This window comes from Moorena sp. SIO4E2, assembly GCF_010671945.1.
In the GTDB taxonomy this organism is placed as follows: Bacteria; Cyanobacteriota; Cyanobacteriia; order Cyanobacteriales; family Coleofasciculaceae; genus Moorena; species Moorena producens.
Window position 1 is genome coordinate 1 of sequence record NZ_JAAHIE010000213.1, and the last position, 11,514, is coordinate 11,514.

General features: G+C 41.4%; 13 protein-coding genes. 4 read left to right on the plus strand and 9 right to left on the minus strand.

Annotated elements, in window-relative coordinates; genetic code table 11:
• The first annotated feature begins 197 nt into the window (after positions 1-197).
• Positions 198-881 carry an HAD hydrolase-like protein gene (locus F6K37_RS20765; protein WP_287251832.1) on the plus strand — a complete coding sequence of 228 codons (684 nt, stop codon included), beginning with the start codon at positions 198-200 and terminating at the stop codon, positions 879-881.
• 431 nt (positions 882-1,312) lie between these two features.
• Here the strand turns inward: F6K37_RS20765 and F6K37_RS20770 are convergent, their stop codons facing one another.
• Entirely contained in the window at positions 1,313-3,598 is a 2,286-nt protein-coding gene (locus tag F6K37_RS20770) for an RNA degradosome polyphosphate kinase (protein ID WP_008181888.1), read from the minus strand.
• Between the two features lie 82 nt (positions 3,599-3,680).
• Positions 3,681-3,893, minus strand: a complete 213-nt coding sequence (locus F6K37_RS20775; RefSeq protein WP_008181887.1) for a hypothetical protein — start codon at positions 3,891-3,893, stop codon at positions 3,681-3,683.
• Positions 3,894-4,074: 181 nt separating this feature from the next.
• Between F6K37_RS20775 and F6K37_RS20780 the strand changes: the two genes are divergently transcribed.
• The 3 genes from F6K37_RS20780 to sodX all read left to right on the plus strand — a co-directional run bounded on the left by F6K37_RS20780 (position 4,075) and on the right by sodX (position 5,535).
• Positions 4,075-4,263: a hypothetical protein gene (locus F6K37_RS20780; protein ID WP_287251835.1), complete on the plus strand. Its 189-nt coding sequence runs from the start codon at positions 4,075-4,077 to the stop codon at positions 4,261-4,263.
• 167 nt (positions 4,264-4,430) lie between these two features.
• Complete coding sequence (gene sodN, locus F6K37_RS20785) at positions 4,431-4,904, plus strand: superoxide dismutase, Ni (protein ID WP_008181886.1); 474 nt, start codon at positions 4,431-4,433, stop codon at positions 4,902-4,904.
• A gap of 283 nt (positions 4,905-5,187) precedes the next feature.
• Positions 5,188-5,535 carry a nickel-type superoxide dismutase maturation protease gene (gene sodX / locus F6K37_RS20790; RefSeq protein WP_287251840.1) on the plus strand — a complete coding sequence of 116 codons (348 nt, stop codon included), beginning with the start codon at positions 5,188-5,190 and terminating at the stop codon, positions 5,533-5,535.
• A 23-nt stretch (positions 5,536-5,558) separates the two neighbouring features.
• On the opposite strand, the gene F6K37_RS20795 is transcribed toward sodX, so the two are convergent.
• The 7 genes from F6K37_RS20795 to F6K37_RS20825 all read right to left on the minus strand — a co-directional run bounded on the left by F6K37_RS20795 (position 5,559) and on the right by F6K37_RS20825 (position 11,147).
• The gene (locus F6K37_RS20795; RefSeq protein ID WP_008181881.1) at positions 5,559-6,179 is read right to left on the minus strand and encodes a hypothetical protein; all 621 of its coding nucleotides are present in this window, start codon (positions 6,177-6,179) and stop codon (positions 5,559-5,561) included.
• 208 nt (positions 6,180-6,387) lie between these two features.
• On the minus strand, positions 6,388-6,585 hold the full coding sequence (locus F6K37_RS20800) for a hypothetical protein (protein WP_008181880.1): 198 nt from the start codon (positions 6,583-6,585) through the stop codon (positions 6,388-6,390).
• 112 nt (positions 6,586-6,697) lie between these two features.
• Positions 6,698-8,596 (minus strand): ABC transporter ATP-binding protein, encoded by a 1,899-nt coding sequence (locus F6K37_RS20805; RefSeq protein WP_287251843.1) that lies wholly within the window; start codon positions 8,594-8,596, stop codon positions 6,698-6,700.
• Positions 8,593-9,576: an MvdD family ATP-grasp ribosomal peptide maturase gene (locus F6K37_RS20810; RefSeq protein ID WP_287251846.1), complete on the minus strand. Its 984-nt coding sequence runs from the start codon at positions 9,574-9,576 to the stop codon at positions 8,593-8,595. The genes F6K37_RS20805 and F6K37_RS20810 overlap by 4 nt, the downstream gene beginning before the upstream one ends.
• Before the next feature lie 37 nt (positions 9,577-9,613).
• Entirely contained in the window at positions 9,614-9,811 is a 198-nt protein-coding gene (locus F6K37_RS20815; protein ID WP_287251848.1) for a hypothetical protein, read from the minus strand.
• Between the two features lie 18 nt (positions 9,812-9,829).
• Entirely contained in the window at positions 9,830-10,807 is a 978-nt protein-coding gene (locus tag F6K37_RS20820) for an MvdC family ATP-grasp ribosomal peptide maturase (protein WP_287251850.1), read from the minus strand.
• Between the two features lie 163 nt (positions 10,808-10,970).
• Positions 10,971-11,147: a microviridin/marinostatin family tricyclic proteinase inhibitor gene (locus F6K37_RS20825; protein ID WP_008181876.1), complete on the minus strand. Its 177-nt coding sequence runs from the start codon at positions 11,145-11,147 to the stop codon at positions 10,971-10,973.
• Between the last annotated feature and the right edge of the window lie 367 nt (positions 11,148-11,514).

Consider the following 11,514-nt stretch of genomic DNA (forward strand, 5'->3'; position numbering starts at 1 on the left):
TGATAGCTGATAGCTGATAGCTGATAGCTGATAGCTGATAGCTGATAGCTGATAGCTGATAGCTGATAGCTGATAGCTGATAGCTGATAGCTGATAGCTGATAGCTGATAGCTGATAGCTGATAGCTTACATAAATGTTATAATAACGGTAATTAAATAACAACTATTGCCTCAAGTTCTATTACCATAGAATTGTAATGACTACCGTTTTATTTTGGGACATCGACAGCACTTTATTAACCACAAAACGAGCCGGGATATTTGCCCTAGAAGAGGCGGCTAGTGAGGTAATTGGTGAAACGGTTTCACTGACAAATCTAGAAACTGCAGGAATGACAGACCCAATAATTGCTGCTAATATTCTAAAGCAGTACGGTTTGTCCCCAGAACCGAAATTGGTGGATCAACTGCTGGAAGGCTACGTTAACTACTTGCCTCAAAGTTTGCCCCGCCGAGAAGGATATGTCCTGGAGGGGGTAATTGAAATTCTAGATGCTTTGCATGATCGAACTGATGTGGTTTCGATGTTGCTCACAGGAAATATCGAAGCAGGAGCAAAGGCAAAATTAAGCTATTATGGCTTGGCTGATTACTTTAGTGGTGGTGGATTTTCCGATAAAACTGAAACTAGAGTTGATATTGCCGAACAAGCTTTAGCGATCGCATCCGAGAAGTATGGTGTGATCCCATCTCAAAAGACTTACGTCATTGGCGATACTCCCCATGACATTCACTGTGGCAAAGCCATTGGTGCTCGTGTGATTGCGGTTGCCTCTGGTCCCTATGACCAGGAGTCCCTAGAGGAACATCAGCCCTGGTGGGCTATACCATCTCTGCCATCATCAACAGTGTTTATGGAAAAGATTGGCTTGAAGAATTGAGAATGTAGAATTGAGAATGTAGAATTGAGAATTGAGAATTGAGAATTGAGAATTGAGAATTGAGAATTGAGAATCCTACATTTTACCTTCTAAGTTTTACCTCCTACATTCTCCCTCCTAAATCTTTAATTCACCATTCACCATTCTCCCTCCTAAATCTTTAATTCTTAATTCTTAATTCTACATTCTACATTCTTAATTCTACATTCTTAATTCTACATTCTTAATTCTACATTCTTAATTCTACATTCTTAATTCTACATTCTTAATTCTACATTCTTAATTCTACATTCTACATTCTACATTCTTAATTCTACATTCTTAATTCTACATTCTACATTCTTAATTCTACATTCTTAATTCTACATTCTACATTCTACATTCTACATTCTACATTCTACATTCTTAATTCTACATTCTTAATTCTACAACTATCCCATCCCTGCTGATTGCAACGCCATGTCCATCAAAATCTGATGAGCCGATTCTTCTTTAACCCCTGGAGCTGGCTGTCGTTGGATATAGGTGCCATCAGGCTGTAAATCCCAAGCTTGACGGTTATCTGCTAACATAATTGCCAGGATTTCTTCCAAATCTTTGGTAATTTCTGGGTCTTCCACTGGTGTCACTGCTTCTACCCGTCGATCCAAATTACGACGCATCCAGTCCGCACTGCCAATATAGACTTCGTCTTGACCCTGATTTTGGAAGTAAAAAATCCGTGAGTGTTCTAAAAAACGACCCACGACACTCACCACACGGATATTTTCACTGACTCCTTTAAGACCAGGACGCAGACCACAAATTCCCCGCACAATCAAGTCAATTTTTACACCAGCTTGTGAGGCGTTGTAGAGGGCGGCAATAATCTTGGGGTCTAGTAGGGAATTCATTTTGGCAACAATACGACCTGTTGCCCCGTTGCGGCAATGTTCAATCTCCCGCTGAATCATTGCGATCATGCGATCGCGTAAACTAAATGGTGCGACCAACAACTTTCGATAAGACTTTTGCCGTGAGTAACCGGTCAAAGAATTAAACAAATCTGTCAAATCTGCCCCTAAGTCATCACGGCAACTCAATAGTCCTAAATCAGTATATAGTTTGGCAGTCTTAGAATTATAATTCCCCGTCCCAATGTGAACATACCGACGAATTTTATCTGCCTCCCGACGCACCACCAGCACAATTTTAGTGTGAGTTTTTAAACCCACCAAACCATAGATCACATGAACTCCAGCCTGTTCTAACTTCCTTGCCCAAACAATATTATTTTCTTCATCAAAACGAGCCTTTAGTTCTATGAGCACCGACACTTGCTGACCATTTTCTGCTGCTCTAATCAAGGCATCGATAATTGGTGAGTCACCAGATGTGCGATATAAGGTCATTTTGATGGCTAGAACATCTGGATCTTGAGCGGCCTGGGTAATAAAGCGCTCTACCGTTGCGCTAAAGGAATGATAAGGATGGTGTACCAGCAAATCCCTACTGCGAATCACGCTGAAGATATCTTCCACATTCTCTTCCCCGATAGGAAAGCGCAGGCGTCGGGGCACCACTGGTTCCCACACAGGGTTTTTCAATTCTGGCCGTGGCAATGCCATCAACGACATCAAGTCACCCAGTGCCAACAGACCGTCGAATTCATAGACATCGGTTTCTTCCAGTTCCAGCTCTCGCATCAGGGTTTTCCTGACTAACTTGGAGGTGGTCACAGGAATTTCCATGCGCACGGCAGAACGTCCAAACCGTCGTTTCCGTAGTTCCTCTTCAATCGCTATCAGCAGGTCATCTGCCTCGTACTCCTCTACTGTCAAATCAGCATTGCGGGTAATGCGGAAGGGATGACACTCCTGAATCTTCATCCCTGGAAACAGAGACTCCAAATTATGGGCAATGATTTGTTCGAGAGGAACACCAGTCCAACTAGTCGTTTTTCCATTCTGTTGTTGCTGCAATTTTTCCGGGAGGGGAACAAAGCGCTTTAAGACTCTAGGAACTTTCACCCGAGCAAACAATTCTGCTCCCGTTTCCGGGTCTTTGACCACTACCGCCAGATTCAGGCTGAGATTGGACATGTAAGGAAAAGGATGGCTGGGGTCTACAGCCAGGGGAGTCAGAACTGGAAAAATTTGCTCGGAATAGTAGTTTTCCAGGTAATTCCGCTGTTTCTGGTTCAAGTCCACGTAGTCCAGAATGTAAATCCCTGCTTTGGCTAGCAGGGGTCGCAGTTCCTGCTCACAGTGTTGATGCTGTTGAGTTACCATCGGTAACAGCCGCACTCTGATCGCATCGAGTTGTTCACTAGGTGTCCGACCATCGGGTGTCCGTTTACTAACTTGTGCTAGCACCTGTTGTTTTAAACCAGCCACCCGCACCATAAAGAATTCATCCAGGTTAGAGCTAAAGATGGCCATGAACTTCAGACGCTCTAACAGAGGCGTTCGGGGGTCCGTTGCTTCATGTAATACTCGGTTATTGAACTCCAACCAGCTCAGTTCTCGATTGAAGTAATAGTCAGTGTCACTCAGATTAAGCTCAATAGTGAGCTGTTGAGATTCAGACGTATTCTTTTTAACTTCAAATATTGTCTGTTTAAATTCAGAATTATTCTTTTTAACTTCAAATATTGTCTTTTGAGATTCAGATGTATTATTTTTGAATTCAAATGTCGTCTGTTCAGATTCAGACTTATTCTTTTTAGCTTTACCCATGATCCTCAGAGTTAACCCACCTGATCAGGCTGTTTTGTCCCAGCGATAGAATAGTCATCCAGATTCTATCGTTAAACGAACCTCAAGGATTGAACACTTCGTCTTCTCTACCTACCCACCATTGACCTAAATTCATCAAATCCTGGTGAATATCTTCTAGTTCTCTGATATAAGCTTCCGATGATAGGGTCGCGCGGCGCTCCTGAAGTTTCTTCAGACGCAGTTGCACCAGTAACCAGGGTTTGGAGATGCCATCAGTAGCTTCTATATATTGCGCTAACTCTTTACTATTCATGAATTTAACTTGAAATTTGTCTAATTTTTTAATTAAGGTAACACAAAATGTTAATAAATGTAAATTTATTAATATTTTGTATATTTATCTGGTATCATTTAATGCTTTTACAACTCAGTGAAGTCAGTGCGTCCGCAAAACCCTCGCGCTAAATTAATTAGTTGCCGTTTAAATTAGTGCGATGCTCCAAAAGAGCCGCTACGGGAACGCAAAACTCTATGAGATATCGCCATCTTCCCACACCTCCCACGATTCCCGACTCCCGACTCCCGACTCCCGATTCCCGATTCCCGATTCCCGATTCCCGATTCCCCACTCCCCACTCCCTATCTTCAAATCCACTATCGCTTTAGAACACAAATTGCTATAACTTACTATGGGTAGGGGGGGGATGGAATAGATTGGGCTAACTAAGTTAGTTAACTAACTTGGTCTAGTCGGTTGTCAAAAACCCTGATTAGCCATTGGCTATCCTGGGCTATTCCTCTCTTACCGATATTTACCACGTGCTCTGACCACAAGCGAACTCTAAAAAATATGTTGAAAAAAGTTATTGCCCAGCTCAAAGACTGGTTCCCTGCTCCAGAAGTCCATGCTCACTGCGATGGACCTTGCGGGGTGTATGACCCAGCTGCTGCACGTATCACCGCTGAGGCAGTACTCTCCATGACCAAGAAGATCCTTGATCTTGAGCCACCTGCGAGTAATGATCCAACGGCAGTAGTTGCTTACCAAAATACCCTATCCCGGTTCATTGCTATTAAGGAAGAGCAGGCTCAGAAGACCAAAGAGGAAATACTGATCCTGTGGACAGACTATTTCAAGCCAGTACACTTGGAGCAGTTCCCAGACCTACACGATACCTTCTGGAAAGCCGCAAAGTTATGCTCTGCCTGCAAGGTGGAAGTTAGCCTTGAGCACGCCAATGAGCTACTTGAGGCAGTAGAGACTATCCACAAGATTTTCTGGGCAACCAAGAATCGCGATATCGTCTGGTATAAGGCTAGCTAAACCTCAGAATGGTGAATTAAGAATGTAGAATGCAGAATGCAGAATGCAGAATGTGGGATGTAGAAGGCAGAGTGTAGAAGGCAGAGTGTAGAAGGCAGAGTAGTGTAGAAGGCAGAGTGTAGAATTCTTAATTCTTAATTCTTAATTCTACATTCTTAATTCTACATTCTTAATTCTACATTCTTAATTCTACATTCTTAATTCTTAATTCTTAATTCTTAATTCTACATTCTTAATTCTACATTCTTAATTCTACATTCTTAATTCTACATTCTTAATTCAAATGCTTTCTATCAAAAACAGTATTCCTGAGCTACTACTTTGGATATTGCGAAAACGGTTACGTTTCAGAGTTACAGGAGTATCCATGACTCCCCTGTTCAAACCAGGAGAGGAAATCTTAATTGATCCAAGAGCTTATCAGCACATTCCGCCCAAGATTGGTGACATTGTTGTGGCTAGACACCCTTACCAAAACCACTTGCGATTAGTGAAACGGGTAACTTTGGTGCTCGAAGATGGACGTTGTTTCCTTAAAGGAGACAACCGATTAGAAAGTACCGATAGCCGCTCTTTTGGTTTAGTGGATTCTCAACAAATTATTGGTAAAGTAACCAGTCGTTTTTTTTAATCGTTTTCTGTAACATCTTAAAGTTATCCCTTGGAATGCCTTTTTGGTTTTACCCACGCTACTCGCCCAAGAATTAATAAGCCAATCGCTGAAGGAGAACCGACGAACAGATGAAGCGCCTGCTCTCCGGTAATAATCAGAGCCATACCAAAACCAACGGCAATCAGATTTGCGAATAATGGGAATAGAAAAACTCGCCAGTCCCTCATAACTACGTACCAGTTATATACAAAAATGATCGAAGGAACTAATTGCACCAACTGCATTAATCCTTTGCCCTCTTGCACACCATAAAGTAGGGGTACAGCAACCATGCTGGCAACCAATATCACATCCAGAAAGCGGGATTTTTTCAGTCCCAGGGCAATCAAGCACATGCCAGCAGTAATGAAGGTATAGAATAACCGATTGAGATCAGAAATTTGGCTCACATAAACCCAGTCATCCCCGATGTGTTCAGCCATTTCGTAGGAGTTAGCGATCGCAAAACAAGCATAGCCACAGTAGATCAGTGGTAGCGATCGCAGCTTGACTACAGAGGTATAGAATTCACTCCGATAAGAAAAAATCCAGATGTTAACCGCAGCAACCAGATAAACCAATAGATGGGCGGCAATTATTGCCAATTTCAACAGCGTGGGCATTGATTAGAGTAGTGTGATATCGTCTCTAGGAGCATAACTATCATAGTAATAATTCAGCTATCAGCAGTCAGCTATCAGCAGTCAGCAGTCAGCTAATTCGCTAGGCCCACGCTACTGAAGGTGTTTATGGAAGTAAAGTCCCAGCGCTGGTGGGGTGAATAATCCGGTAGTAAAGTTCTAAAACTTCACGCTATTGTGAGATAACCCATTAAGCTAATCGGCGATAAAGTTCTGAATTTTTATCCAAAACGTATGCTGTAGCATCATGAAAAGACAGTTCTGACTGAGTTAAATATTGCTCAACACTCATCAACACTAACTCTTCTATCGAAACATTCAGGTTAGCTGCAATGTCTTGGAGTTGTTGCAAACGCTCATCCGGTATCGTAATCTGGATAGAACTCATAGCTATTAAAGCTTAATCGGGTATCACAATTATACCATTTATGAACGGGTAGGTAACATTGTCTTCCACACAGCTACCGTACACCCGGTCACCCTTTTTGCAGTTTTCGTACTTAATTTCCTGACTTCACAAATTGCAGTTCATAGAGATAAGCATACCTTCCACCTTGAGCAATTAATTCCGTATGGGTTCCAGTTTCCACAATCTCACCTTTTTCCAGAACTACAATTAAATCAACATCAGCAATAGTAGACAATCGATGAGCAATCACTAAGCTAGTGCGTCCTTTAAAAAGCTGTTTAATAGACTCTTGAATCAGTTGTTCTGATTCAGAATCTAGAGCAGAGGTGGCTTCATCTAAAATAACAATTTGGGGATTTTTGAGCAAAACTCGGGCGATCGCAATCCGTTGTCGCTGTCCTCCTGATAGTTTCACACCCTGCTCACCAATAATGGATTGATAACCATCAGGGAAACCGATAATAAAATCATGGGCATTGGCAGCTTTTGCTGCTGCTTCAATTTCCTGATCTGTGGCATCTAGCTTACCGTAAGCTATGTTTTCTTTTACTGTGCCGTAGAGCAGTAAGGTTTCTTGGGGCACGATGCCAATATGCGATCGCAAGGAACTTAAACTAATATCTTGTAGATCATGTCCATCAAGTAATACTCGTCCCTTTTGGGGATCGTAAAACCGAGCGGCTATTTTAGCAATGGTACTTTTTCCTGCACCAGAAGAACCGACTAAAGCCACTGACATGCCCGGTTGAATGTCTAAATTGAAGTTTCTGATCACTGACTGATTGTTGTGATAAGCAAACTCCATCCCTTCAAATTTGAGATTGCCCTGTATCGAAGTCAAGTTAATCGCATTTTCCTTCTCTTTAACCTCTATTTTGGTATCTAAAATCTGAAAAATTCTTTTGGCTGATACTCCTGATCTTTGGATAATATTGACTAATCCATTAAACCGATTAATAGGTTTATTTAAAAGAGTGACATAGGTTAACAGGGCTGCTAATTCCCCAATAGTCAGATGGCTAACCATCACTCCCCAAGCACCGAAAACTAATGTCAGTAAATTTCCGAGTTCATTAAGAGTATTAATAATCGGTACGAATATAGACCAAAACCGAGTTGCCTTAAGATTTTCTTCCCGATAGTTACGACTAAATTCAGTAAATCGGTTAATTTCATACTGCTCGTTACCAAAAGACTTAATAATTTTGATATTCGAGATAGTATCTTGTAAGTGATTACTAATTAAGTCAGCTTGATCGTTAACCGATTGATAGATTTTTTGTAGTCTTTTCTGAGAAAATTGTAAAATATAAATGATTAAAGGCCAGGTAAGGGCAATCATGATTGCCAGCAGCCAGTTACTGACAAGGATATAAATGAAAACGACAATAAACGCAAAACTATCGATTAATATAGCAATTAAATTAGCAGACAGTAATTCCCCGACTATCTCCACATCCCTTGCCAACCGTGACATTAATTCGCCGGTGCGTTGGCCTTCAAAAAAACTAATGGATAGACCTTGAATATGTTGATATAAATCTAGGCGAATGCTCTCAATGGTTTTTTGTCCGAATACTTTGACTGCATAGAGTTGAAAAAAGAGCAAACCACCAGCTGCTAAGGTCATAGATAGGATAATTACTCCTACCCAAGGCAGCATATTAAATTGTTTTTCGGGAATAACTACATCTATAACATAGCGATTAACCTGGGGAATAAAGAAGTTGATAAATGAAGCACAGATAGTTAATGCGATCGCGAATAAAAATGGTGCTTTATGCTGCCAACCATAGTCAAATAGACGCCGGTATAAATGCGTCTCTAGTTCTTCCGGTACTTTCTCTATTTCATTATCTGTATTCTTATCTGTATCTTTATCTTGAACATTATCAAGCTTTTCTTCTGATTTTTCTAGATTATTATCTAATTCTTCTTGTAACTTTTCTGCTTCATCATTAGTAACTTGAGGGATTTGATCAGTTTTCATTTTGACCCATGGGTGAGGAGAATTTCAGCAATAGCTTGAGAAATGGGGAAATGGGGGGAAAACGTCTCCAACCAGAAAAATTCCCCAACCGGGTTAACTTCCAGGAATACATACCGACCATCAGGGGTAAGAATAATATCAATGGCTCCATAGTTTAAACCAAAATAAGCCATCAGTTTGAGCAACTTTTTTTCAATATCTTCGGGTAAATCATAGGCTTTCCAAGATTTAACTAACGCTCGGCCTTCCTTGCGCCAGTCGAAAGTAGAGCCTTCTAAGCTCTGGGAATCCACGGCAGCAGTAAATATACGGTGTCCCACGATCGTGGTTCGTAATTCTAGAGCCTTGGGCACTTTTTCCTGAAAGGTCATCGGACAGAAACGCAGTCCTGCCACATGCTCTAAATCCTCTGCTGTGACTGGGTTTGTGAAAACAACCTGCTCTTGCCCTTGCTCCCCATATATAGCAAAGGAAGATAGCATTTTGGTAATGATACCCTGGTCTTGACATTCAGAGGCAAATTGCTTCACTGCCTCTGGATTGTTGCTACTCAGGGTACGGGGCGTAATCAAGCCAACCTCTCGTGCCACTTGGAGCTGTAGTTGCTTATTGTTAGCGACATCAACATTAGACATTTTATCGAAGTGGAATGCCTTGATGCTGGCAATCATACCCCTAACCGTGACGCGACATTCCTTAATTGCAGCGTTTAGATACTGCTTATCCATGGTGTCGGGAATTTTTTTCCCATAGCGCATCCGTCGATACCAAACCGAAGAGACTTCACTCAAATCTAGCTTCTGTTCCCCATCCGTAATAGTTACTCCCTGAGAATTGCCCTCGTAAATATCTAGCTGCACTTCGGTAGGATATCTATCGGTATCAAAACGAAATGCTTTTCCTCCTTGAGCTTCAATCGCTTTGATAACTAGAGGAATACTCTCGTTGTCTTGGCTAAATGTAATGATTAATACTGTCATGTCTAGGGATGTGTTCGATGTTCGGTGTTAATGCTTTTTAAGGCAAAAGGCAAAAGGCAAAAGTTGCGTAGGGTGCGTTAGGGGCGGAAAGCCTCTGATTTTTTGCCTCGTAGCCAGGGTTGGGATAGTGCGCCCCGTAACGCACCACCGGGTCTATAGCCTCTGATTTTTTGCCTCGTAGCCAGGGTTGGGATAGTGTGCCTGGGAATTGTAACGGGCAAGATGCCCGTTCCACCCACCGGGTCTATAGCTTCTAGGAAATCAGAGCTTCTGCGATCGCATTAGAAATGGGGAGTTCCAAATCTCGTTCTAACATTCCCCATTCCCCTCCGGGATTAACTTCTAAAAACACATAGTCTCCCGATGGTGTCACGATAAAATCCAAGGCTCCATAAAGTAAGCCAAAGTAATCCATCAAAGCTCTTATTCGATCTACAATTTCATCAGGCAGCTCATAGTGTTGCCATGCCCCTACTTCAGCATTAGGTTGACGCCAATCAACTGTTGATTTTTCATAAATAGACGAATCTAACGCTCCTACAAATACCTTGCCCTGAACAAATATCACTCGCAGTTCCAACTGCTTAGGAATTTGCTCTTGAAACACCATCGGACAATAGCGCAGGGATTCTGCATCCAGCAAATCCTCTTCTTTAACAATACTGGTATAAAGGAAAAAAGGAGTATATTCCATACTGTAGGACAAAGCTGTTAACAGCTTTGTTACCATTTTCCCCTTCACTTGTTGGAAAAACTCCCTTACAGCTTCTGGATCATTGGTGATTAAAGTCTTAGGAATCACAAGACCCACCTCAGAGGCTACCCGCAATTGCCGCTGCTTATTGTTAGCAGCTCCGGCTTTTGCTAAATCATCAATCCATCGCACTCCTCTGAGACTATCCCAAAGTCCTGATAATGTTGCTAATGATTCCCGGATACAACTTTCTTGGAACTGGGGATCAAGATTTTCACCTAGGTTAGGTTGCCATATACGGCGCATCCAAACTGCTTTTACGTCCTCGCTACTGATCACTTCAGCGCCATATTTCAGCCTATAGCTGCTCTGGGATTGATCAAACTGTGCCCTGAGTTGCACCTCTAAGGGAAACTTATCTGTGTCGAAGCGAAATGGTCGCGCCCCTTTTTTTGACAAGGCTTCTGCTACTCTATCTATTGTGAAAAAGTCACCACTGTGGGTAAGTAATAAAATTAAGTCACCGGACGAAGACATAAAACTTTTTCTTTTCCATTGGGAAAGCGCAATCGTTATATTTTTAGACTTTTAATCAAATTCAGTGGTCGTATTTTTTTTATAAACACGACCACTGTCTATAGATTCTTGAGTCCTTTATTAAAGGTTACAATTCTTCAAAAGAACCTCTTAATCTTCCTTATTAACCTTCTTCCCAATCAGAAGGATACTTCTGGGTTTCAACTTCTTCATAATCAGAAGGATACTTCAGGGTTTGCTGACCATGAGTATCTTGAGATTGGTCAGGAGCGGCTTGTTGCTCTTCTAGGAATTGAGCGAAGAATGGTTTGACTTGAGTATTGGATTCTTGATTTTGCATATCGAATCATCCTTTACGGTTAACAGTTTAGTGGCTGTCAATTTATTCAATTAACACATCCACCATAATTAGATTACCAGACTTTTTTTTTGATCAGCACTTATTGTATACAATTCTTTACTTTTTTTTTGGCATACAGAGTTCTGTCGTCACCACTTCATATAGAACACTATTTGTCAATACCTTATTTATTGATTTTTTATAAAACTTGAATCTCTTGCTGTGATTGGCATTAGAGAGCCTCCGCTTCTTCAATGCATACATAACATTATTTGTCAAGATATTTTTAATTACTAGTTACCAAAGAAAGTTTTAAGCTTTTGCTGTGATTGACTAGGGAGTTTTTTCTAACGGAAGAAGATCTAAT

What these genes read in the sequence shown, in the direction of transcription:
- F6K37_RS20765 (WP_287251832.1), top strand. Translation starts at nt 198, where the DNA reads ATGACTACCGTTTTATTTTGGGACATCGACAGCACTTTATTAACCACA.
- F6K37_RS20770 (WP_008181888.1), bottom strand. Translation starts at nt 3,598, where the DNA reads ATGGGTAAAGCTAAAAAGAATAAGTCTGAATCTGAACAGACGACATTT.
- F6K37_RS20775 (WP_008181887.1), bottom strand. Translation starts at nt 3,893, where the DNA reads ATGAATAGTAAAGAGTTAGCGCAATATATAGAAGCTACTGATGGCATC.
- F6K37_RS20780 (WP_287251835.1), top strand. Translation starts at nt 4,075, where the DNA reads ATGCTCCAAAAGAGCCGCTACGGGAACGCAAAACTCTATGAGATATCG.
- sodN (WP_008181886.1), top strand. Translation starts at nt 4,431, where the DNA reads ATGTTGAAAAAAGTTATTGCCCAGCTCAAAGACTGGTTCCCTGCTCCA.
- sodX (WP_287251840.1), top strand. Translation starts at nt 5,188, where the DNA reads ATGCTTTCTATCAAAAACAGTATTCCTGAGCTACTACTTTGGATATTG.
- F6K37_RS20795 (WP_008181881.1), bottom strand. Translation starts at nt 6,179, where the DNA reads ATGCCCACGCTGTTGAAATTGGCAATAATTGCCGCCCATCTATTGGTT.
- F6K37_RS20800 (WP_008181880.1), bottom strand. Translation starts at nt 6,585, where the DNA reads ATGAGTTCTATCCAGATTACGATACCGGATGAGCGTTTGCAACAACTC.
- F6K37_RS20805 (WP_287251843.1), bottom strand. Translation starts at nt 8,596, where the DNA reads ATGAAAACTGATCAAATCCCTCAAGTTACTAATGATGAAGCAGAAAAG.
- F6K37_RS20810 (WP_287251846.1), bottom strand. Translation starts at nt 9,576, where the DNA reads ATGACAGTATTAATCATTACATTTAGCCAAGACAACGAGAGTATTCCT.
- F6K37_RS20820 (WP_287251850.1), bottom strand. Translation starts at nt 10,807, where the DNA reads ATGTCTTCGTCCGGTGACTTAATTTTATTACTTACCCACAGTGGTGAC.
- F6K37_RS20825 (WP_008181876.1), bottom strand. Translation starts at nt 11,147, where the DNA reads ATGCAAAATCAAGAATCCAATACTCAAGTCAAACCATTCTTCGCTCAA.